The organism is Sphingomonas sp. GC_Shp_6 (assembly GCF_026540835.1).
GTDB lineage: Bacteria > Pseudomonadota > Alphaproteobacteria > Sphingomonadales > Sphingomonadaceae > Sphingomonas.
In genome coordinates this window covers 1-21,090 of the sequence record NZ_JALNUO010000015.1, presented here as the reverse complement: position 1 = coordinate 21,090, position 21,090 = coordinate 1, and the positions used below count along the sequence as shown (strand labels likewise).

21 protein-coding genes are annotated in these 21,090 nt (G+C 65.6%); 11 read left to right on the top strand and 10 right to left on the bottom strand.

Annotated elements, in window-relative coordinates; translation table 11 throughout:
• Positions 1 to 180: 180 nt before the first annotated feature.
• Positions 181 to 2,373: a helix-turn-helix domain-containing protein gene (locus OXQ95_RS14970; RefSeq protein ID WP_267382196.1), complete on the top strand. Its 2,193-nt coding sequence runs from the start codon at positions 181 to 183 to the stop codon at positions 2,371 to 2,373.
• Between the two features lie 127 nt (positions 2,374 to 2,500).
• Here the strand turns inward: OXQ95_RS14970 and OXQ95_RS14965 are convergent, their stop codons facing one another.
• The 5 genes from OXQ95_RS14965 to OXQ95_RS14945 all read right to left on the bottom strand — a co-directional run bounded on the left by OXQ95_RS14965 (position 2,501) and on the right by OXQ95_RS14945 (position 9,493).
• Positions 2,501 to 3,139 carry an SOS response-associated peptidase family protein gene (locus tag OXQ95_RS14965; RefSeq protein ID WP_267382194.1) on the bottom strand — a complete coding sequence of 213 codons (639 nt, stop codon included), beginning with the start codon at positions 3,137 to 3,139 and terminating at the stop codon, positions 2,501 to 2,503.
• A 312-nt stretch (positions 3,140 to 3,451) separates the two neighbouring features.
• Positions 3,452 to 3,757: a hypothetical protein gene (locus OXQ95_RS14960; RefSeq protein ID WP_267382192.1), complete on the bottom strand. Its 306-nt coding sequence runs from the start codon at positions 3,755 to 3,757 to the stop codon at positions 3,452 to 3,454.
• 3 nt (positions 3,758 to 3,760) lie between these two features.
• The gene (locus tag OXQ95_RS14955; RefSeq protein WP_267382190.1) at positions 3,761 to 7,030 is read right to left on the bottom strand and encodes an error-prone DNA polymerase; all 3,270 of its coding nucleotides are present in this window, start codon (positions 7,028 to 7,030) and stop codon (positions 3,761 to 3,763) included.
• Entirely contained in the window at positions 7,030 to 8,811 is a 1,782-nt protein-coding gene (locus tag OXQ95_RS14950) for a DNA polymerase Y family protein (protein WP_267382188.1), read from the bottom strand. Before OXQ95_RS14950 ends, OXQ95_RS14955 begins: the two co-directional genes overlap by 1 nt.
• Positions 8,729 to 9,493, bottom strand: a complete 765-nt coding sequence (locus tag OXQ95_RS14945) for a protein ImuA (protein ID WP_267382187.1) — start codon at positions 9,491 to 9,493, stop codon at positions 8,729 to 8,731. The genes OXQ95_RS14950 and OXQ95_RS14945 overlap by 83 nt, the downstream gene beginning before the upstream one ends.
• A gap of 627 nt (positions 9,494 to 10,120) precedes the next feature.
• On the opposite strand from OXQ95_RS14945, the gene OXQ95_RS14940 reads away from it, so the two are divergent.
• Together OXQ95_RS14940 and OXQ95_RS14935 are read left to right on the top strand one after the other, a co-directional pair.
• Positions 10,121 to 10,963, top strand: a complete 843-nt coding sequence (locus tag OXQ95_RS14940; protein WP_267382299.1) for a DUF932 domain-containing protein — start codon at positions 10,121 to 10,123, stop codon at positions 10,961 to 10,963.
• A gap of 153 nt (positions 10,964 to 11,116) precedes the next feature.
• Positions 11,117 to 11,449: a WGR domain-containing protein gene (locus OXQ95_RS14935; protein WP_267382186.1), complete on the top strand. Its 333-nt coding sequence runs from the start codon at positions 11,117 to 11,119 to the stop codon at positions 11,447 to 11,449.
• 16 nt (positions 11,450 to 11,465) lie between these two features.
• On the opposite strand, the gene OXQ95_RS14930 is transcribed toward OXQ95_RS14935, so the two are convergent.
• From OXQ95_RS14930 to OXQ95_RS14910, 5 genes are all read right to left on the bottom strand, one after another.
• Positions 11,466 to 11,873 (bottom strand): ribose-phosphate pyrophosphokinase, encoded by a 408-nt coding sequence (locus OXQ95_RS14930; protein WP_267382185.1) that lies wholly within the window; start codon positions 11,871 to 11,873, stop codon positions 11,466 to 11,468.
• A gap of 31 nt (positions 11,874 to 11,904) precedes the next feature.
• Positions 11,905 to 12,603 (bottom strand): DUF1223 domain-containing protein, encoded by a 699-nt coding sequence (locus OXQ95_RS14925; RefSeq protein ID WP_267382184.1) that lies wholly within the window; start codon positions 12,601 to 12,603, stop codon positions 11,905 to 11,907.
• Between the two features lie 97 nt (positions 12,604 to 12,700).
• A complete protein-coding gene (locus OXQ95_RS14920) occupies positions 12,701 to 13,036 on the bottom strand; it encodes a DUF427 domain-containing protein (RefSeq protein ID WP_267382183.1) in 336 nt (111 codons plus the stop codon).
• 107 nt (positions 13,037 to 13,143) lie between these two features.
• Positions 13,144 to 13,791 carry a glutathione S-transferase N-terminal domain-containing protein gene (locus tag OXQ95_RS14915; protein ID WP_267382182.1) on the bottom strand — a complete coding sequence of 216 codons (648 nt, stop codon included), beginning with the start codon at positions 13,789 to 13,791 and terminating at the stop codon, positions 13,144 to 13,146.
• A gap of 88 nt (positions 13,792 to 13,879) precedes the next feature.
• A complete protein-coding gene (locus OXQ95_RS14910) occupies positions 13,880 to 14,260 on the bottom strand; it encodes a VOC family protein (RefSeq protein WP_267382181.1) in 381 nt (126 codons plus the stop codon).
• Between the two features lie 201 nt (positions 14,261 to 14,461).
• Between OXQ95_RS14910 and OXQ95_RS14905 the strand changes: the two genes are divergently transcribed.
• The 8 genes from OXQ95_RS14905 to OXQ95_RS14870 form a co-directional block, all read left to right on the top strand.
• Positions 14,462 to 15,421 carry an aldo/keto reductase gene (locus OXQ95_RS14905; RefSeq protein ID WP_267382180.1) on the top strand — a complete coding sequence of 320 codons (960 nt, stop codon included), beginning with the start codon at positions 14,462 to 14,464 and terminating at the stop codon, positions 15,419 to 15,421.
• 128 nt (positions 15,422 to 15,549) lie between these two features.
• Complete coding sequence (locus OXQ95_RS14900) at positions 15,550 to 16,497, top strand: NADP-dependent oxidoreductase (protein ID WP_267382179.1); 948 nt, start codon at positions 15,550 to 15,552, stop codon at positions 16,495 to 16,497.
• Between the two features lie 79 nt (positions 16,498 to 16,576).
• Positions 16,577 to 17,461 carry an oxidoreductase gene (locus OXQ95_RS14895; RefSeq protein WP_267382178.1) on the top strand — a complete coding sequence of 295 codons (885 nt, stop codon included), beginning with the start codon at positions 16,577 to 16,579 and terminating at the stop codon, positions 17,459 to 17,461.
• Positions 17,462 to 17,566: 105 nt separating this feature from the next.
• Complete coding sequence (locus tag OXQ95_RS14890; RefSeq protein WP_267382177.1) at positions 17,567 to 17,953, top strand: VOC family protein; 387 nt, start codon at positions 17,567 to 17,569, stop codon at positions 17,951 to 17,953.
• Positions 17,950 to 19,179, top strand: a complete 1,230-nt coding sequence (locus tag OXQ95_RS14885) for a hypothetical protein (RefSeq protein WP_267382176.1) — start codon at positions 17,950 to 17,952, stop codon at positions 19,177 to 19,179. The genes OXQ95_RS14890 and OXQ95_RS14885 overlap by 4 nt, the downstream gene beginning before the upstream one ends.
• A gap of 4 nt (positions 19,180 to 19,183) precedes the next feature.
• Entirely contained in the window at positions 19,184 to 19,801 is a 618-nt protein-coding gene (locus OXQ95_RS14880) for a glutathione S-transferase family protein (protein ID WP_267382174.1), read from the top strand.
• Positions 19,802 to 19,937: 136 nt separating this feature from the next.
• Positions 19,938 to 20,591 carry a haloacid dehalogenase type II gene (locus OXQ95_RS14875; protein WP_267382173.1) on the top strand — a complete coding sequence of 218 codons (654 nt, stop codon included), beginning with the start codon at positions 19,938 to 19,940 and terminating at the stop codon, positions 20,589 to 20,591.
• 24 nt (positions 20,592 to 20,615) lie between these two features.
• A partial coding sequence (locus OXQ95_RS14870) for a DUF4865 family protein (RefSeq protein ID WP_267382172.1) occupies positions 20,616 to 21,090 on the top strand: 475 nt, incomplete at its 3' end.

Here is a 21,090-nt window from a genome sequence, read left to right as displayed (position 1 = left end):
AGTCCCGTGTTCGTTCTCGCGCTGCCAAGCCGGTTGCGTGACTGGCGGTGCCGTGCGCGAAAACAATCCCCGATGCCCCGGCCTGATCTCCGTCCGCGTGGTCGACCAACATGCATGAATACATGTATGTTGACAATGTAACGCGCGGTGTGCATATATGCAGCATGAAGGGAGTTTGACATGGTAGATCAGATTGAAAACGCAGCACACGGGGCCTTGCTCGGCCGATTCCGATCCGAGCTAGGTGTCACCCAAGCCGCCCTTGCGACGGAAGCCGGACTCGATCAGAGCCGGGTGTCGCGTGTCGAAAAGGGCGAGATCACGTCCCAGACCGAGGTCGAGAAGGTGCTCGACGCACTGGCTGCCTTGGGATCGCCCCATGCCCGCGGCTACAAGGAGTTTGCCGCCCGCGAGTGGGCGCATCTGCCGCCGCCGAGCTTTTTCAACCCGCAGCGTGCCTGCCTTGAGATCGCCGAAGAAGCGCTCGGCAACATCGAGGTTTTCCTTGCGGATGAAAGCCGCCCGTGGCCGCTGCGTCGTCAGATTGAGCGCCACAAAGACACCCTGATTAAGGGCGCGAGCTACCTGCAGAAGATGAATCACAACATCGCGTTCATCGGCCCGATAGGCGTCGGCAAGTCCACCGGCCTGAGCTTCCTGTTCGACCTTCTCGTGCCGCCGACACTCGCGTCGAAGCCTATCGACCGCCCTGTCCTCGAAACAGGTGCAGGCGGCACCACGATTTGCGAGGTTCACGTCAAGCGCGGGCCGGAGTTCGGCATTTCGCTGTTGCCGCTGCCCGAAAGCGATTTGCGCGAGCTGGTATCCGATTTCTGCGCCGCTCGTTGGGCCGTGCTGAAGAACCAACTTAAAGAGTCGGCTGACACGCCCAACGTCAGCCGCGAGCACGATCGGGCAATCCGCAATATGTCCGGCCTGACGCGCCGCCGTTCGACGAAGGAAGGCAAGATCGAATACTTCGATCCCGTCACCGACCTCGTTGCCGCCAGTTCCAGCGAAGACGAGTTCCGCACCCGCATCTTTGAATTGATGAACCTCCCCGAGCGGACTCGTCGCGAGCTGTGGTATGACAGCGCGACGCGACAACATCCGATGGAATGGGTCATGAAGACGTTCCGCGAGGTGAATAACGGCCGCTTGCCCGATGTTTCCCTGCCGGCGAACATCGACCTGATTATCCCCGATTTCGGCCGCAGCTTTGGCGAAATGGAAATCAGCATCATCGACACCAAGGGCGTCGATGACGTGTCTGTCCGCGAAGACCTCGACTTGCGTCTGAAAGACCCGCGTACTGCCGTCGTCTTCTGCACCCGCTTCAATGACGCGCCCGGCGTCACCACGCGGTCGCTGCTGCAGCACATGCAGCAGACATATTCCGAGCCCGTGAATACCGGCAAAGTCTCGATCCTCGCGCTCCCGCGCGCCGATGAGGCGCGCGCGATGAAGGACGATGCTGGCGACGTCGCGATGGAAGATGCGGAGGGCTATGCCTTCAAGCAGATGCAGGTGGAAAACGAGCTTGCGGGCGAGGATCTGGCGGGCGTCCCGATGGTGTTCTTCAACGTGCAATCCGACGATCCCGCGCCCGTGCGCGAGGCGCTGTTCAACCAGTTCAACCGGATGCGCTCGACTGTCGAAACCCGGCTTTTCGACCTTTGCGCCGCGGCCGACGAAGTGATGAAAAACCATGAGGCTCAAGCTCTCGTCGCGGCGATGGAGGAAGTAGCCGAAAGGCTTAACTCCTTTCTTGAGACTCACCCGACACTCCCGGCCCGCGAGCGTCATGCTTATTCGGAGGCGCTGACGACCATCCGCAGCGTTCGCTATGCCGCGACGCTTTGGGCGGCCACCCGCCGCAATGGCGAATGGTCTGGTCTGAACGTCGTTCATAATATCGGCGTCGGTGCCGCCAAGGACGCGCGTCAGCGCAGCGAACGATGGTTTGCATCGCTCAAGGATTATCTTGCGGTGATGAAGGGGGATGAGGGGCTCCAGCTTGCCGCGAGGACGATCGACCAGATGGGGCGCAGCGCGATCGCCACGCGCACCGCCTTCCTTGAAGCGGTGCAGCGCGCCGGCATGGAAGTCTATCGCGAGCCGCTTTCGCAGTCTCCTGTGTGGGGACAGTGCGCCGGCGAATGGGGTGCGGGGCCGGGATTCACGGGCCGCGTCGCCGTCAATCTGGAAAGGTGGTTCGAGGAGCGCGCCGATCTGAAAGACAAGCTGGAGGAAATCACCAAGACCCTTTGGGATCAGCTCGTCCTTTCCCCGATGCGCCGCCTCGTCGCGGAAAATGCGCCGGAGGTCAGCCCCACCGGAAACGTCATCAAGTTCCCGACTAGGGCAGCATAAGAAAACGCCAAAACGGGGAGAGGCCCGGACATTCGTTCGGGCCTTTTTTCTTGTCCGAAGGCCAGATGATCCGCGTGGCAGATGAGAGATCTTCCGGAATTACCGCTACCGTCAGACATTCAACGTCCTACCCGACTGACAGAAGCTGGGACGGAAAGGCGCAGGCCAGCGGCAGTGCGTCCTCGATCGGCGCTCGCAGCCATCGATCGAAACCTTCTTCATGAAGTATTACCGGTATCGCCTTGGGATGGATTGCACCGACGACGTGACCGCTGGGATCGCCATCATAGCCGCAGGTCAGGAAGGCATACGACGCTCCCTCTCCCACTGGCCGCCAGACGCCTGCGAATGCGAAGATCGGCCGCGAGGGCACCGCGAACCAATGCTTGGTTTTCTTCCCCGTCACCGGGTCCGGCTCGACCGACCATTCCTGAAACTCCGTCACCGGCACCAGGCAGCGCCGATCGGGCTTGCTGAGCGCGGTGCGCCAGAAGGGACTCGTATAGTTCCGCACGTTGACCACCAGCGGCTTCACGCCGGGAGGTGGCGGGAACCCCCAGTTCATCACGCCGAGCTGGCGGGCGCCATCGACCTCGCGGACGACATAGCCCGGCTTCGACGGCGAGACGTAATCCTTCTCGACCGTGAGCTCGCTCCGCCAGTCGTCGCTCGACTGAAAGTAGGCGTTGAATTCGGCGCGGCTGACTTTGATGTTATAGAGGTTACACATTCGCGCGATCCGATCACGAGCGGTAGCGCGATACAAGCCTCTTCCATTCGCGTTCGTCCTGATATGGCGGCTGCGGCCCTTCGGGCCGGTCGCGACCGACCTCGATCGTAGGCTCCGAACGATGACCGGCCTCCCGACAGGCCGAGCAGGCGAACCTGCGCGCCGCCCCCGACAGATCGTCGGGCCAGCCGCGTTGTTGGAACAGCCACCAGACCGGAATTGCATCGAGGACGCGTACCGAACGGCAGCGCCGGCAGGTAAGCCGCAAGCTCCGCCGGTGCAGCGCGCATTGCTCAATCGTCCGCAACGCGCGGCCGATATGATCGCGATCGTCGACCCGCCCGATCGTCACGAGGCACCCCGTTTTGGGGGCGGCGCGTCCTCGAAACGCCCTGCCAGGCGCAATTGGCGAACGATGCCGTTGAACGCTGCGGTCGTTCCTTGGGCGCGACCGATCTCGTTGTCCTGGCCCGCCGCATCCCAGAACAGCTCCAGCGGCCAGCGTTCCGGGCAATGCGCGAGCAGGCAGCGCAACGCCAAGCGCACCTCGACGACATCGACCCTGACGCTGCCGGCGCGGATCATCGCGCCGCGCAGGACGTGGATCGACAGGCCGATGACGATCCGCTGATGGCGAGGCAGGGCATCGGCCACCGATCAGCGGAAATCACGGGTCTTCACCCGAACGACGGCTTCGGGGTCCATGCCCTCTGCGTGGGGCGGCCAATAGCTGTCGCGCGGTCGCCAGCCGGGATCGCCGCGATCGGGCGACGCGGCATGGCGCGCGCCGTCGCCCCGGCCCGTATTGTGCGGCATTGCCATGCCACCGATCCGCGACAGCATGGGTGCGTTGTCGGTCAGGGTGTCGATGATGACATGGATCACCTCCCCTTCCCGCTGCACGCGGCCCGATAGCGTGACCATATGCGCCGTCATCACGGTGCGGCGCTGCGCCTCGAAGCGATCGGGCCAGAGGATGCCGTTGGCGACCCCGGTTTCATCCTCGATCGTGATGAACAGCACGCCCTTGGCGCTGCCCGGCTTCTGCCGCACCAGGATCAACCCGGCGACCTTCACGCGCCGACCATCGCGCAAGCCCGCCAGATCGGCGCAGCGGACGACGCCGGCGCGGGCCAGCTCGTCGCGCAGGAACGTTAGCGGGTGCGCGCGGAGCGAGAGCTGGAGCGAACGGTAATCCTCGACGACCTCGCGCCCGTCGGTCATCGGCGTCAGCGCGACGTCCGGCTCGACCCCTTCCGGGTTGAACGCGGCTTCGCGCTCGTCGGCCGCCACGAACAGCGGCAACGGCGCCTCGCCCAAGCCACGCACCTTCCACAAGCCTTGCCGGCGATCCTCGCCGAGCCGGAGGAAAGCATCGGCCTCCGCCAGTCGCTCGATCGCGCTTCTCGGCACGCCCGATCGCCGCCAGACTTCCTCGACCGATCCGAACGGCACGATTCCGCGCGCCGCGACGATCGCGGCGCCGTGGACATTCGCCAGCCCGCTCACCTGTTTCAGGCCGAGCCGAACCGCCAGATAGCGGCCCCGCCCAGGTTCAAGCGTGCAATCCCAGCGGCTCGCATTGATGCAGACCGGGCGCACTTCCACCCCGTGATTGCGGGCGTCGCCGACGACCTGCGCCGGCGCATAGAAGCCCATCGGCTGCGCGTTGAGCAGCGACGCGCAGAACACGTCGGGATGATGATGCTTCATCCAGCACGAGACGTAGGTGATCTTGGCGAACGAGGCGGCGTGGCTTTCCGGAAAGCCGTAGGAGCCGAACCCCTCGATCTGCTTGAACGTACGTTCGGCGAAATCGCGCGGATAGCCGCGTGTCACCATGCCCTCCACGAGCTTGTCGTAGAAATGGCTGACGCCGCCCGTGACCTTGAACGTCGCCATCGCCCGCCGCAGCGCGTCTGCCTCGGCCGGCGTGAAGCCCGCGCCGACGATCGCGACCTTCATCGCCTGTTCCTGGAACAGCGGCACCCCCAGCGTTTTCTCGAGAACGGCGCGCAGCTCTGGCTTGGGATATTCCGGGCGCTCCAGTCCTTCGCGCCGGCGCAGATAGGGATGCACCATGTCGCCCTGGATCGGGCCGGGGCGGACGATCGCCACCTCGATCGTCAAATCGTAGAAGCGCGCCGGCTTCATGCGCGGCAGCATCGCCATCTGCGCCCGGCTCTCGATCTGGAAAACGCCGAGCGTGTCGGCCTTCTGGATCATCGCATAGACGTCGGGATCGTCGTCCTGCAGGTCCGCCATGCCAACCCGCACGCCTTTCGCATCCTCCAGCAGGTTGAAGGCGCGGTTCATGCAGCCGAGCATCCCCAGGCCCAGGACATCGACCTTCATGAACTTCAGCGCATCGATGTCGTCCTTGTCCCATTCGATAATCTGGCGATCGGCCATCCGCGCCGGCTCGATCGGCACGAGATCGTCGAGCCGTTCATGCGTCAGCACGAACCCGCCCGGGTGCTGCGACATATGGCGCGGCGTGCCAATCAGCTTGCGCGCGAGGTCGAGCGTCAACCGGAGCCGGCGATCCGCCTTGTTGAGGTTGAGCTGGTCGAGATGCTGTTCGCTGACCCCTTCGACCGACCAGCCCCACACCAGGCCGGACAGCGCCTTGGTCAAATCTTCGGGGAGGCCGAGCACCTTGCCGACGTCGCGGACCGCGCCGCGGGCGCGGTAGCGCTGCACGACCGCGGTCAGCGCCGAACGATCGCGCCCATAGGTTTCGTAGATCCACTGGATGATTTCTTCGCGCCGCTCATGCTCGAAATCGACATCGATGTCGGGCGGCTCCTTGCGCTCGCCCGACACGAACCGCTCGAACAGCAACTCGTGGCGGATTGGATCGATGCTGGTGATGCCGAGGACGAAGCACACGCAGCTATTCGCGGCCGACCCCCTGCCCTGGCACAGGATGCCGCGCCTGCGGCTTTCCGCGACGATGGCGTTCACCGTCAGGAAATAGGGCGCATAGCCCAGCTCCTCGATCAGCCGCAGCTCGTGGGTGATCTGGTCGCGGTGCGCCTGCGGCACGTTGCCGGAGAACATGCGCCGCGCCGCTTCGTCGGTCAGGCGCACCAGCGCCTCGTGCGCGGTGAGGCCGTCCAGCACCCGTTCGTGCGGATATTGATAGGCGAGCTCGCCGAGGTCGAAGGTGCAGGCGGCGGCGATGTCCCCGGTCGCGGCGAGCGCATCGGGGAAGGCCGCGAAGCGTCGCGCCATTTCCTGCGGCGCTTTGAGATTACGATCGGCGTGACGCTCGCGCCGGAAGCCGAGCGCGTCGATCGTCGTCCGCTCGCGGATGGCGGTCACGACATCCTGCAACAGTCGCGCGTCCGGCGCATGATAGAGGACATCGCCAAGCGCGACCGCGCGCACGCCGGACCGCGCCGCCAAGGCGTCGAGATCGTGCAGCCGGATGTGTTCGTCAGGCCGTCGCCGGTAGCTCAGGCCGCAATAGGCGCGCGGTCCGAACGCGCGCGCGAGATCGGTAAGATGATCGGCGGTCGCGGTGTCCGCCTCACCCGGCAGCAGGATGGCGATCATGCCGTCGGCCGAGGCCGCGACATCGGCCCAGCCGAGCGCGCAACCGCCCTTGCCCGCTCGGCCCTTGCCGAGGCTCAGCAGGCGCGTCAGCCGCGACCAGGCCGCGCGATCGGTCGGATAGAGGAGCAGCGATCGGCCGTCGTCGAGAACGAGGCGGCTGCCCGCGATCAGCCGGACCCCGGTCGCCTTCTGCGCGTCCCAGGCGCGCACCACACCGCCGACCGTATTCCAGTCGGCAACGCCGAGCGCGGTATAGCCGAACATCGCCGCCGCCGCGAACAGCTCGTTCGGCGACGAGGCGCCCCGCAGCAAGGAATGATGCGTCGTGACCTGGAGTTCGACGTAGGTTGGCGTGGGTGGGGCCATCACCCGAACAGCCCGTGCATCCACCAGCTCAGATCGCCGGTGGCGGGCTGGACGCCATCGCCCCGGCGAAACAGCCAGAACCGCGCGCCGCTCTCCGCCTCGACGCGGTAATAATCGCGCACCGCCCACACTTCCCCGTCCCGGCGCCACCACTCCCCATAGATGCGTTCAGGGCCGTCGCCGGCGACGACGACATGCGTGTCGCCGCGCCACGAGAAGCGGCGTGGCGGCGCGTCGGGCAGCAGCGCGACCACGCCCCATAAAGGTTCGGGGCGCGCGAGCAGCCGTGCCGGCCGACGCCAGCGCGGCCAGATGCCGGCATCATTCAACGCGCCGACCCGCGCGACCGCGCGCTCCGGCACGTCGCTTTCGACCGGCGTCATGCGGAACAGGCCCGCCTCGCCGACCCGGCCGGCGAGGCGATCGACCGTGACGGCAAGATCAGGCCCACCCTTCCCGCCGGCCAGCATCAACCCCAGCGCGGTCGCGCCGAGTGGTTCGGCCCGTGTCACGACGACCCGCATCGCCTCGATGCCGAGGCCCGGATCGAGCCGCTCGATGCGGAGCGCGAACATGCGGGTGAGATGCGCGGCGTCGCGCGTCGCGCGCGACGCACCGATCACGAGACGCTGGTCGACGCCATCGACCCGCGCGGCGATCAGCTCGACCGCACGCGCGCCTAGGCCCCGCGCGCGCAGCACGACGACGAGATCCTTGACGACATCGCGGATCACCGTCGCGATCGCGTCTGCCGTACCGATCGGCTCCAGCAGGCGGCGTTCGGCAGTGGGCGCCTCGAACGGCACCACCGGCACGATCGGCTCGGCCACCCGGCCGATCGCCTGATCGAGCCGCTCGACGGTCGCGAGCCCCAGCCGGCGCGCGAGTGGACCACGCGGCATCGGCAGGAGATCGACGACCCGCTCCAGACCGAACCGGGCCGCGGCAGCCAGCGCGCCCGGTTCGATTCGCAATGACGCGAGCGGCAGCGGTGCGATCGCCGCGACCTCTCCACCGGGCGGCACGATCACCACCGGCTCGCGTGCGAACCGCGCCAGTGCGTGGGCTGCGCCTGGGGTGCCGGCGATCGCGATCCGGGCGGTCAGGCCGAGCCGCGCGCAGAGGGCGCGGACGCGGCGGCAGAACCGTTCTTCGCCGCCGAACAGGTGGGTCGTGCCGGTCAGGTCCAGCCATAGCCCGTCACCGATCGGCGCGGCGACGGGCGTCCAGTGCAGGACCGCGTGCAGCGCCAGCCGATCGCGCAGCGCCTGGTCGGCGTCCGGATCGGCGGGGCGGACATCGAGATCGGCCACCAGCGCCCGCGCCTGGGTCGCGGCCATGCCGACTCCCAAGCCGAGCGCCCGCGCAGCGGGACAGGCGGCGGTAACGACTTGGCGCTGTCCTACCGCATCGACGAGAATAAGCGGTGCGGTTGGAATGGCCGGCTTTGCCGACGGCAGGGCGACGGCATCGAGCCGCGCCAGGGGACCGCGAAAGGGATGCTGCGCCGCTTCCGATCGCCGCCCCAGCTCGCGCCCTGGCGGGCGCTGGTGGAGGGGGAGCGCGGCGACGTCAGAATCCACGTCGGCGCGCGACTTGCCGCTCTGCGCCCAGCGCGCGCCCGGCCGCCAGCCGCCGCCACGCGGGACGGAACAAGCGCCGGGGTCGTCGTCGACCGGCAGGAGGGGTGCGGCGCGCTCAGGCAGCGCGCGCGACCGCTCGTTCCTGCGCAGCCGCTCGATCGCGAGGTGCGGCAGGAAGAGCGAGGCGACCCTCGCCATCGCAAGCCTCCAGCAAGAGGGAAAACGGCTCGCCGCCACGCTGGCGGACGAGTTCGACCTGCCAACCGGCGCGGCCGACGCCGGGCAGGCCGAGCCGCGCGGACGGCACCGAACCGATGCGCCACCGCGTGACCGCGGCCGACGGCTCGGACAGCGGACAGGAAGCCGCCCGCCGCCAGCGCCGCAGGATCACCACCGGCACGCCGCCCTCGCTCGCCGCGAGTTGCAGGCGGCGCGTCGCCACCATGTTCGCACGCTTCACTTCGGCGACCACGACGGCCAACGCGCCCTCGCGCAGGCCGTCCTCCGCCAACGCCAGCACTTCCGCATCGTCCCTGCCTTGCGCGAACAGCAGCATGTTCGCAGGCAGTCCGGCCTGTTCGAGACCGGGGGCGTAGAGATCGAATCGCGTCAGCGCCCATAGCACTTGCCCGTCGTCGCGCTTCGACGCGAACCGTGCCGCCAGTCCGGCCACGAACAGGGTCGCGGCAGCATCGTCCGACAGTCCCGGTGACGCGCCCGCTATCTCGTGGACGCCATCTGTCGCCAAGCCGCCACCCGCCAGATGCCGATCGAGATCGGTGATGCCGAACGGCAGTCCCGGACGTGTCGAAACGGCGGTCGCGGCGATGCGCGCGCGCAGTTCGGCAACGGACGGGAGGGATGGCGACGGCGCAAGCATGGGATTTTACGACTCATATGTTCACTCTATGTTCTCACTGACTCGCTACGTTCGTCAAGGCAGTAGATTCGTGACGCCGCGCCCGGACGGGCCGCGCTCTATCTCCACTGCGCTCCGACCGAGCCGCCTTCGGCGTCTTGTCCCATGCGGGCGACGATCGCTCGCGGGCGCCTGGCTCCGCCGCGCCGATAAGGAACGCGGATCAGCGGAGCGCACACTGCGTCATCTGGCGAAGCAGACAGGGTTCGCGCGTCATCGTGACCGCGTGAGCACTCTTGCTCTGCCCGGGGGGTGCGGCGGCGGCTGGCCCCCAGACTCGCGCGCACGCCGCCGCACCGGCCGGTCGCCGCAAGGGTGCGTTGCTGGTGGGCGTCGCGCCGGCGCGACGCGGATGACGGACGCCGGCGACGCCGGCGGGATCCGTTCGCCTCGTCGGGGAAAGGGGCGCGCCGCCCCCTCCCCCCAGCAACGACAATCAGCCGGGCCGTGGCTCCCTCGCGTGCCGCTCGGTGCGCCCGCACCACCCCGGCGGATTCTCGCTGCCCCCCTCGCCCCCGGCTGTTCGCCACGAAGGCAGGGTTGATGGCGGGGCCATCGCCCTGCGGTCGATTGAGAAAGGAAACAGTCATGTACCATCAGCTCGCCACCCGGTTCGGACGTCGCTCGCACGAGATCACGGGCCGCACCCCGCTCGACAACGACGCGCTGCGCGCCCACGTCCCGTCGATCTTCGCGGGCGAGGCGCACGACAGCCGTTCGGATCGCTACGTCTACGTCCCCACGATCGAGATCGTAGAGGGTTTGCGCCGCGAGGGTTGGCAGCCGTTTTTCGCGGTCCAGTCGGTGCCGCGCGACGGCAGCCGCCACGGCCACGCCAAGCACATGCTGCGCCTTCGCCGCGACGACCAGATCGGCAAGGCCGAGGCCGCCGAGGTGATTATCGTCAACAGCCATGACGGGACCAGCGCCTATCAGATGTTCGCCGGGATGCTGCGGTTCGTCTGCACCAACAGCATGATCGCGGGCGAGCGATTCGAGGAGGTCCGCGTCAGCCACAAGGGCAAGATCCAGGACCAGATCATCGAGGGCGTTTTCACCGTCGCCGAGGACTTCCCCCGTCTGATCGACGCATCCGAGCAGATGAAGGAAATCCGCCTTTCCGAACCCGAGCAGCGTGTTCTGGCGGAGGCAAGCCTTGTCGCCCGCTACGGCGAAGAGGACAGCCCCGTCCGCCCCGAGCAGATCATCAATCCCCGTCGCCGCGAGGATGTCGGGCAAAGCCTGTGGACCACGTTCAACGTCATTCAGGAGAACGTGCTGCGCGGCGGACTGTCCGGATGCCGCCAGAATGCCAACGGCCAAATCCGCCGCAGTACGACGCGGCCGATCAACGGCATCGATCAAGGTGTCGGTCTCAATCGTGCGCTGTGGACCCTGGCCGAGGGAATGCAGCGTATCAAGGGCGGATGACCGGTCGGGGCCGCCTATACGGGCGGCTCCCGAAAATCGTGGGCGGCCCTCGGCGGGCCGCCCGATCGTTGGTGATTCAAGGGATCGATCACTCGTGCCGGGTGATTCAGACAAGTCGTTAGAGACGCGCTGCCGCGCTTGATAGCATGGGCCATGTGCTTCCGGATCGAACTCGCGGCGATCGACGCCGCTCGCAATTGCCGGAGACGCTACCGCGTCGAAGCCGGCCAAGACCTGTTCGGTGATTGGCTGGTGACGATCACGTTCGGGCGGCTCGGCGCGCCGGGACGAACGATCGTCCATGTCGTCGACGATGAGCGCCAGGCTCGCCGTCTGGTCAAGGCGTGCCTGCGCGTGCGCGCGACAGCACCGCGCCGGATCGGCGTCGCCTACCGCGAACGCGCGCGATCGGCGCCTCAGTCGTGGTCGGATATCGTGTTCGACGGCCGCGTCCAGCCCGCAACGGATCGGCCTGCCTCCGCTTGACCCAGCCAATCGTCGATCAAAGCGAGTAGTCGCGGGTCGAATTATCCACTGCCAGCATGACGCGACCCGTCACCGCCCCGCACCAGAAAGCGAAGGTAGCGCCTTGCAGTTCGGCGACATACGACGCCGCATCCGGAGAAGTAGCCTGCGGCCCTTCCCGGCCGATCCACCAGCCCCGACCGGGCAGTCGGTCGCTCCCGCGTACGACGAGGACCGCGAGCGGCGGTTCTTCCGCGACTTCCCCTGCCTGGTCGATTGCTCCCAGCGTACGGCAAAGCACGCGCATCTTCGTCCGGGAGAAGCGGTATCCAAGTCTACCGAGCAGCTCCGAATAGCTTATCACCCGTCGTTCGCGCGCGGCGTGGATCAGTATGGCGCGGATTAGGCCTGCGTCGCCGAGGTCGTGCTCTTCGGCGGCCATCATGCCGGCCTCCAGCCGAGCGACCAACGAGACGTCATCCTCTCGCAGCTGACAGGATCGGACCGCCACGGCCGGCCTGAAGCAGAACAACAATCTTCAGGCTACCATCGCCTGCGGGGACGGTGACCGTCAGCGGAGCGCCGCTCCAATGACCGATACGCCTGAGCTCGCGCACCACATCGCGATGGGGAATGGTGCGACCACCGTTCTCGCCGGCACGGATCGCAACCTGGATCGTCCTTGGGTCGTAGCGGACGAGCAGCACCTCGGCGCCGCCCACTGGCGCACGTCCCGCGCCGATCGTCGCCTTGCTCCCCGAGACGGTGAACATGGGACCACCCGAAGGTCCGCCCGCAGAGATAAGCTGCGCAACGCGACCGGGATTGGCACCGAGCACCGTTGTTCGTCCGTTGATCCAATATTGCGGCGTCGCCACGCCGGCACCGTTGTTGCGCGCTGAGTAGTCACGTTGCCGCTGGGTGAATGCCGGCGACGCGAAGCTGTCCTTCCAGCCCAGATAATCCCAGTAGGTGACGCCGAACGACAAGGCGATCACGTCCGGACGGTCGGCGATACGGTTGAGATTGAGTTGTGCGGGAGGACAATCCGAACAGCCTTGGCTTTGGAATAGTTCGACGACGGTCGGCTGAGGATGTTTCGCCGGAGGGGCGGCTGCTATCGGCGTTGCAGCTGAAACAAGCGAAAGCGTGAGGGCGAGTGCGGCTTTTGCCATGATCGAGACTCCTGTTCTGCCTTCATTCGATCGCCGACCGGCTTCAGTCATGGGAACGTGATGCACTTTTTCGGTAGTCGACCGCGCGCCAGCGTCCTCAGTCGCCGACCTCGATCCCATCGACACGATCCGTGTAGAAGGCGAGATGATCCTTGATCCGGCTCGCCGCGTCGTGCGGTGTCTCGTAAGTCCAGATCGCGTCGACCGATCGTTCGCCACCAGCTGGAATGCTGAAGTACGATGCATCACCCTTATAGGGGCAGTAGGTCCGCGTATCCGACCGGACGAGTTCCGACATGTCGACATCCGCGCGCGGGATGTAGCGCACTGCCGGATAGTCGGCCTCCTGCAGGATCAGGCACTGCCGGGTGTCGGCGATCACCTTTCCTCCTGCTCGAACAACGATATGCTCGGTGCTCGGCTTGATCGTCATCGGATGGTCGGGACCTGGAATTTTGATCGTCCTATCGGGCATTATAAGCCTCCTTCGAAGGGAAATGGCTGGCTCGCCGCAGCTTAAAAGGGCGTAGCTTTCGCATCTTAGCGTGGGTCGTCCTTGGGCGGCGAGATCGCCATTCCCCGTTGAACGCCAGGGCGATCACCGATGGCTTTCACCCATCGGTCGATCGCAGGCTTGTGCGCGAATTGTCGGGCCAGGACGTCGGTCATCATCTCTATGGCACCGGCTACCCACGGATACGCTGCCATGTCTGCGATCGAATAGTCGTCACCCGCCAGGTAGTGTACCGTGTCGAGGCGACGCTCGAGTACGTCCAGCAGTCGTCCGGCTTCCGCCACGAACCGATCGATCGCGAGCGGCACCTTTTCCGGCGCACGAACGGCGAAGAAGGCCGCCTGCCCCAGCATCGGGCCGAGACCGCCGACCTGCCAGTAGAGCCATTCCTGAGCCTTCCAACGCGCCGGGCCGGCCGGCGCCAGGAAGCGGCCATGCTTGTCGGCGATATAGGTGAGGATGGCTCCGCTCTCGAAAATCGACAACGGCCCCTCGGGCGTGTCGTCGACGATCGCCGGTATCTTGTTGTTCGGCGAGATCGACAGGAATGCCGGCTCAAACTGCTGGTCCTTGCCGATATCGACGAATTCGATCTCGTACGGGACGCCGAGTTCCTCCAGCAGGATCGGTATCTTCCTGCCGTTGGGGGTCGTCCACGTGTAGAGTTTCAACATGCTCATCCCCTGCTCCCGATCGTCGGGATCATGATGGAACGTCCTGGGCGATAGTCAGTCCACGATCGCCATGCCACTCCGATGGTAGTCAGGCGGTCGGCGCGATCGGTCGAAAGATGTTGACGGTGTTGCCGTCGGGATCGCGGAAAAGCATGGAACGGTTGCCCCACGGCATGTCCTTCGGACCATGCAGCCAGTCGGTGACCGCGCCGCTGCTCAGACGATCATACTCCGCATCGACGTCGTCGACGAGAAACTCGATGATGGCCGACCGGTTGGTGCCCGGGTTCCACTCTCCTCCGTGAACCTGATCGGCGGCAGCGCGGCTGAACAGACCGAGATCGGCACCATCGAGACGGAACGCCTGGAACACGGCGTTACCCTCGGGCGGTGTCCGGAGCACCTGTTCGTAGAAGGCGACCAACCTTTGCAAGTCGTCGGTAACGAGCCGGGTATAGGCGAATTTCATAAACAACCTCGCTGCTGGGCCAGTCTCTCGGCGCGCCGCTAACACGCGCGGAAACAATACGCTACTTGTGCGTATCAGTTAGGGCGCCTCAGCGGTTCGTCAAGCGTGTGATCTCGTGACTGTGGGCAGCCCGGTTGCGGTCACGAAGGCACCGGTCGCTCGAGAGGCTAGCCACCTGAAGCTCCAAACGGGATAATCGACATGGAAATACGTTCGCTAGGTTCGTCCGGTCTCAAGGTCTCGGCACTCGGCCTCGGCTGCATGGGAATGTCCGAGTTCTACGAGGGTCGCGACGAGCAGGAATCGCTGGCGACGCTCGAGCGGGCGGCGGAACTCGGCGTTACCTTCTTCGACACCGCCGACATGTACGGCTCCGGTGCGAACGAGACACTGCTGCGGCCGTTTCTAGCGCGCCATCGTGAGGAAGTGACGATCGCGACCAAGTTCGGCGTCCTGCGTGGACCGAACGGCAGCTTCCAGGGGGTAAATGGCCGGCCCGATCATGTGCGATCGGCCTGCGATGCGAGCCTGTCCCGTCTCGGCGTCGACGTGATCGACCTCTACTACCAGCACACGCCCGACAAGAACGTCCCCATCGAAGAAACGGTCGGCGCGATGGCAGAGCTCGTCGCCGTGGGCAAGGTGCGGTATCTCGGCCTCTCGAACGTCGGCGCGGCGATGATCCGACGCGCGCATGCGGTTCACCCAATCGCTGCGCTCCAGGGGGAGTATTCGCTGTGGACGCGTGATCCCGAAGCCGAGATCCTGCCCCTACTTCGCGAACTGGGTATCGGCTTCGTGCCTTACAGCCCGCTCGGACGGGGGTTCCTGACCGGTCGGTTCTCCAGCGCCGACGATGTCGCCGAAGGCGACTGGCGCGCGAACAACCCGCGTTTCCAGGCCGATGCCATTCGCCGGAACTCGCGGCTCCTCGACGATCTCGGCGTAATCGCAACCGACAAGGGCTGTACGCTGGCGCAGCTCGCACTCGCGTGGGTGCTGGCCCAAAGCGACGACATCGTTCCCATCCCCGGAACCAAGCGCCGGACGTATCTCGAGGAAAACGTCGGCGCACTGGACGTAACGCTCACTGCCGCGGACCTTGCGCGCATCGACGAGATCATGCCGCAAGGCGCCGCCAGCGGTGCAGCCTGGGGCTGAGCGCTTCTTCAAAAAGGCTACTCCCACTTCTTGAACAGTACGCTACTGATGCGTATTGTATCTGAGGTCGGAACGTCGTGACTTCCCCACGGCACCTTTCACCGGCGGTAATTTGAAGGATTGATCTCATGGCAACGCATAAAGCCTACCGCCTGCACGGTTATGGCGGCCGCGAAAACATCACGCTCGACGACGCGCCGGTGCCGGCGCCGGGTCCGGGCCAAGTCCTGGTCGAGGTGAACACGGTCGCGATCAACCCGTTCGACTGGAAAATCCGCGAGGGCTACGTGAAGGACGAGATGCCGTTGCCCCTGCCCTATGTCATGGGCGTCGACTTCGTGGGCAGGATCGTCGAGCTCGGTGAGGGTGCGACGCGCTTCAAGGTCGGCGACCGGGTGATGACCATGTCGACCAGCCTCGGTGCGTTCGCCGAGCATATCGCGATCGACGAGGCGGTCCTGGCCGCGGTGCCCGACGATCTCAGCGACGAAGACGCCGCGACCCTCCCCATCCCGGCCATGTCGGCGCGGGTTTCGCTCCGCTCGGCCGGAGAGCTGCCCGAGGGCGCCAAGATTCTCATCCATGGCGCTTCAGGCGTCGTCGGCGCGCTCGCGGTCCAGTTCGCCAAGCAGGCCGGCGCCTATGTCATCGGCACCGCATCCGCCAAGAACCGTGACTATGTCACGAGCCTCGGCGCCGACGAGTTCATCGACTACACCACCGAGCAGTTCGAGGACCGGGTCAAGGACGTCGACGTCGTCCTCGACTATGTGCTGATGGGCGGCACGGATAGCACCACGGATCGCTCCTGGAGTGTCCTGAAACCCGGTGGCACCATTGTGTCGCTCGCGGATCCAGCGATCCTCAGCAACGTGCCGGAAGGCTATCACGGTTACTTCCCGACCGTTGCTCCCGAGGCAGATGTCCTAGAGGAGGCGGCCCACCAACTCGCGGACGGCACGATCACGACCAAGGTCGCTCGCGTCTTCTCGCGCGCCGAGTTGCTGGACGCGATGGATCTCAACCAGGCGGGTGGGACTACCGGCCGCCTGATCGTGGATTTCAAGAAGGATTGAACGACCGAAGCAAACCGATCGCCGGCAGTATGTACCGGCGATCGGCTTCGATTGCTTGCCACAACTCCAGGAGAACGAGATGACCGAAGAGGGTATCGCCGGGCGGTATCGCTTCCCGGGAACGCCGTGGGACGTTCGACGTGTCGGCTACGGCGGCATGCAGCTCGCCGGTCCCGGGGTATTTGGACCGCCCAAAGACCGTGGAGCCGCGATCGCGGTACTGAGGGAGGCGATCGACCTCGGCGTCGACCATATCGACACCAGCGATTTTTACGGCCCGCACGTCGTCAACCAGCTTATCCGGGAAGCTCTCCACCCCTATCCCGACGATCTCGTCATCGTCACAAAGGTCGGTAGCATCCGCGGCGAAGACGGTTCATGGCCGCCCGCCTATTCGCGCAGCCAGTTGAGGCAGCAAATCGAGGACAACCTCCACAATCTCGGGCTGGAGCAGCTTCATGTCGTCAACTTGCGCGCCCGCGACGACATGGGCTCGTTCGAGGCGGCGCTGTCCATCCTTGCGGAGCTGCAAGTGGAAGGCCTGATTGGGCATATCGGCCTAAGCGCGGTTTCGGCCGAGCAGGTCAGGCTCGGCCGCTCGATCGTGCCGGTCGTCTGCGTCCAGAACCAATACAACGTGGCCTACCGAAAGGACGATGCCCTCATCGACGAGCTCGCCGATGCCGGCATTCCCTACGTGCCCTTCTTCCCGTTGGGTGGCTTCAACCCGCTTCAGGTGGAAGCCTTGGACAGCATCTCGGTCGAGCTCGGTTCGCCCCCTCTACAGGTGGCCCAAGCGTGGCTTTTGCACCGCGCGGACAACATCCTGCTCATCCCTGGGACGTCGTCGCCGGCGCATCTCCGCGAGAACCTCGCGGTCGGCGATATCGTCCTGACGTCCGAGGCATTGGCCGGGCTCGATGCGATCGCCGGTCGAGGCGGCGGCGAGGCTGCGCATCAGTAACCGCCCGCAGATCACGCAAGGGGCCAGCAGCCTCGGAGTGATTTGCACCAAAGCCGGCGCGGCCATTCGTCGCGATAGCGCACCCAGCAAAACGGGATCAACGTCATGGCTGTCCAGTTCAATCACACGATCGTGTCCGCAACCGATCCCGGCAAGTCCGCGCGCTATCTCGCCGACATACTCGGCCAGCCGGAGCCGGTACGCACCGGTCCGTTCGACATCGTAACGCTCGATAACGGCGTCTCACTCGACTTTTCGCGGGCAAGCGGTCCGGTCCAGCCGCAGCACTACGCCTTCCTGATCGACGAGGTCCTTTTCGACGAGGTGCTGGGCCGCATCGAGGCGCGCCGCATCGAATATTGGGCCGACCCTTGGCAGCGCCGCCCCGGCGAGATCAACCGCAACGACGGCGGCAGGGGCATCTACTTTCCCGATCCGGACGGACACTATCTCGAGGTTATCACGAAGCCATATGGCGGCGCCGAAGGATGACAGGCTCCGACGGGACGTCGACGAGCCGGCAATGGGTCGATGGCGAGGGCGCGATCGGGCTCACGATCCGATTGCTGCTGCTGTGGTGCGCCGGTGCGTCCCTGAGACTGACGGTCCTCGCGCTGCCGCCGGTGCTGGACGAGATCACCGCTGCCTTCAGGCTCGGCTCGACGGATGTCGGTGTGCTGACGGCTATACCGCCGTTCGTCTTTGCCGCCGGTGCCCTCCCCGGGGCAGTGCTGATCCAGCGATCCAGCGCGCTGACATGCCTTCTCGTCGGGCTCGGGCTTACTGCGTCAGGTGCGGCGGGAAGAGGTTTCGTGGGAGGCCCGCTCGCGCTGGAGATCGCGACCGGCGTCATGTGCGCGGGGGTTGCGATCATGCAACCTGCGATGCCGGCGCTCGTCCGCGGGTGGGCGGCGAGACATATCGGGCTCGCCAGTGCGACCTACACGTTCGGCCTGCTCGTTGGCGAGATCGCCCCGGTGGTCTGGCCATTGCAGCGCCCGATCATGGGCCTGGAGAGCGGTTGGCAGTCCCAGCTCCTCGCCTGGTCCCTTCCCGTCGCCGCCACGGCCGTCGCCATCGCGGCCTTTCGGCCAACGGTAGGATCGCGTTCCCCGAAAACGCCCGCTGCTTCGCCGTGGCCCGACTGGTCTGGGCGCGAGGTCTGGTGGGTGGGTATGCTGATGGGGTCCGTCGGCGCGGCCTATCTTGGGCTGAACGGCTTCATTCCCGCCTGGCTCAGGCATAATGGCGACGCCTCGGCGATCGGCACGGCGCTGATCGCGCTCAACGTCGCACAGCTGCCGGCCGTGATACTCATGCTGAAGTTTGCGGAGCGCCTGGCGTTCGCGATCTGGGCCTACATCGTAGCGGGAGCGCTGCTCCTGCTCGGCGCGGTGCTCCTCGCCATCGGTCCCGCGGCGCTCGTGCCGATCGCAGCCAGCATGGCCGGGTTCTGTTCAGCCGTGCTCCTCTCGCTCGTCATCACGCTTCAGCCGTTGGTGGCGACCGACGAGACCGTACCGGCGCTGTCCGCGGGTACCTTCGCGGTCGGCTTCGCGATCGCCGGGGTCGTGGCGACCCTCACCGGCCTGCTCGGAACGACCGGCATGGCCTGGCTCGGGGTCGTGCCGATCGCTGCGGCCTGCCTCACGATCGTTGCGGTCGGAAGCAAGGTCGACCGGCTCCGGCCAGATACGCGCTCACAGGAAGGCGGCTGACACGATGTCGATAAGGCTTTGGGGCAGGCGTCATTCCCATAACGTCCGGAAGGTAAGCTGGTTCTTGGAGGAACTCGGCGTCGCCTACGAGCGCATCGATATCGGCGGCGAGTTCGGCATGAGCGAGCATTATCGATCGCTCAACCCCAACGCACTGATCCCGACCATTGAGGATGACGGGCTCATCTTGTGGGAGTCCAATGCGATCCTGCGCTACCTGGCAAGCCATTATGGCGGCGATTGCTTCTGGCCCGGCGATCCGCGTGCACGGGCAAGGTCCGACCGCTGGATGGACTGGCAGATGGGCTTCGCGCGCGCGCAACTGGATGCCTTCGTCAACCTGGCCAGGAAGACGCCGGAAGAGCGCGACGACGACGCGATCGACCGTTCCGCGGCTGCCTCGTCGGACATGATGCGGATCCTCGACGGCTATCTAGCGGAGGACCCATGGCTCCCGGGCAAGGCCTTCGGCGTCGGAGATATACCCATGGGTGTCTACGCTCATACCTTCTTCGAGCCGGCTCTCGGCACGGAGGCAGACTTTCCCAACGTCCGGCAGTGGTATCAGCAGCTCAAGTCCAGGGGAGCCTACACAGATGAAGTCATGCTGCCATTGCAATGAGGCGCAGACGCAGCTTTCAACGGCGACCAACCGCCGTTTGGTCCTTGCAGCCCTCGCAGGTGCTGGGATGATCGGAATGCCGGGTACATCGCAATCAGCCCTCCCGGCCCCGCCGGACGGGCCCAAGCCGATTCTGGTGTTTGATATTGTCGAGACCATCCTCGATACCGAATCGCTCGCGCCGGTCTTCGATCGAATATTCCAAGATGGGCAGGCGCTACGGTCCTGGCTGGATAACCTCTTCATCTATTCCGAAGCCCTGACGATCGTCGACATCTATGCCGATGCCGGCACCCTCGGGATCGCAGTAGTCGAGATGATGGCGCGTAGCCGCGGCATCAAGATACACCCGCAGGATCTAGCGACGCTGAAGCACGGTCTGGGCTCGATGCCCGCGTACCCCGATGTCTCCGCCGGATTGAGGCGTTTGCGCGAATTGGGCTATCGCCTCGTCACGCTCAGCAACAGCCCGACCAGTGCATGCGAGACGCAATTGCGCAGCGCCGGCATCCGTGACGACTTCGAGCGCCTCTTCAGCATCGACGACCAGGTGAAGCGCTACAAGCCGGCACGAGAAACGTATCTCGGCGTCGCGGCGGCACTGTCGGTCCCTCCGTCAGACCTGTGGTTGATTTCCTGCCACGCGTTCGACGTGATGGGCGCCAAGTCGGCCGGGCTGCATGCTGCGTTCGTGTCGAGACCGGGAAACGCACCGATCGCGGTCGGACCTCAGCCCGACCTGATCGTACCGAATCTCGGGGCTTTTGCGACCGCGCTGGCCCAACGATAACTTACCCGGAATCGGAGTCCCTTCATGTTCCTGAAGCAGTACGAGATCACGCTTCCTGCCGACTACGACATGGCGATCATTCGCGACCGCGTGGCGAAGCACGGCGCTTCGTTCGATGACTTCCCCGGTCTCGCGCTCAAATGCTTCCTGATCCGCGAGCGAGGTCGATACGGCGCCGAGGCGAACCAGTATGCGCCGGTGTATCTGTGGCCGCACGAGAAGCAGATGTGGCGTTTCCTGGCCGGGCCGGCATTTGCGAAGATCAAGGCCGATTTCGGCGTCCCGCCGGTCTCGACATGGCCCGGACTCGCATTTGCCGCCGCAGAACATCTCGACATCGACCACATCGCGAGCGTGACCCGCGTGATGACCGCCATCCCGCCGGAGACGGACCTGCAGGCCCTTCTCGCCCGCGAGCGCGAAGAGGCGGACGTCGCCGTAAGCGACGACGCTACCTGCCTGGCACGAGCGGTCGGACTCGATCCGCGGACGTGGACGC

Bases quoted from the DNA above. Each gene is read 5' to 3' on its own strand.
- OXQ95_RS14925 (WP_267382184.1), bottom strand. From the start codon at position 12,603: ATGGCAAAAGCCGCACTCGCCCTCACGCTTTCGCTTGTTTCAGCTGCA.
- OXQ95_RS14940 (WP_267382299.1), top strand. From the start codon at position 10,121: ATGTACCATCAGCTCGCCACCCGGTTCGGACGTCGCTCGCACGAGATC.
- OXQ95_RS14895 (WP_267382178.1), top strand. From the start codon at position 16,577: ATGACCGAAGAGGGTATCGCCGGGCGGTATCGCTTCCCGGGAACGCCG.
- OXQ95_RS14915 (WP_267382182.1), bottom strand. From the start codon at position 13,791: ATGTTGAAACTCTACACGTGGACGACCCCCAACGGCAGGAAGATACCG.
- OXQ95_RS14880 (WP_267382174.1), top strand. From the start codon at position 19,184: ATGTCGATAAGGCTTTGGGGCAGGCGTCATTCCCATAACGTCCGGAAG.
- OXQ95_RS14950 (WP_267382188.1), bottom strand. From the start codon at position 8,811: ATGGCGAGGGTCGCCTCGCTCTTCCTGCCGCACCTCGCGATCGAGCGG.
- OXQ95_RS14885 (WP_267382176.1), top strand. From the start codon at position 17,950: ATGACAGGCTCCGACGGGACGTCGACGAGCCGGCAATGGGTCGATGGC.
- OXQ95_RS14890 (WP_267382177.1), top strand. From the start codon at position 17,567: ATGGCTGTCCAGTTCAATCACACGATCGTGTCCGCAACCGATCCCGGC.
- OXQ95_RS14900 (WP_267382179.1), top strand. From the start codon at position 15,550: ATGGCAACGCATAAAGCCTACCGCCTGCACGGTTATGGCGGCCGCGAA.
- OXQ95_RS14970 (WP_267382196.1), top strand. From the start codon at position 181: ATGGTAGATCAGATTGAAAACGCAGCACACGGGGCCTTGCTCGGCCGA.
- OXQ95_RS14930 (WP_267382185.1), bottom strand. From the start codon at position 11,873: ATGATGGCCGCCGAAGAGCACGACCTCGGCGACGCAGGCCTAATCCGC.
- OXQ95_RS14920 (WP_267382183.1), bottom strand. From the start codon at position 13,036: ATGACGATCAAGCCGAGCACCGAGCATATCGTTGTTCGAGCAGGAGGA.
- OXQ95_RS14905 (WP_267382180.1), top strand. From the start codon at position 14,462: ATGGAAATACGTTCGCTAGGTTCGTCCGGTCTCAAGGTCTCGGCACTC.
- OXQ95_RS14935 (WP_267382186.1), top strand. From the start codon at position 11,117: ATGTGCTTCCGGATCGAACTCGCGGCGATCGACGCCGCTCGCAATTGC.
- OXQ95_RS14955 (WP_267382190.1), bottom strand. From the start codon at position 7,030: ATGGCCCCACCCACGCCAACCTACGTCGAACTCCAGGTCACGACGCAT.
- OXQ95_RS14945 (WP_267382187.1), bottom strand. From the start codon at position 9,493: ATGCTTGCGCCGTCGCCATCCCTCCCGTCCGTTGCCGAACTGCGCGCG.
- OXQ95_RS14910 (WP_267382181.1), bottom strand. From the start codon at position 14,260: ATGAAATTCGCCTATACCCGGCTCGTTACCGACGACTTGCAAAGGTTG.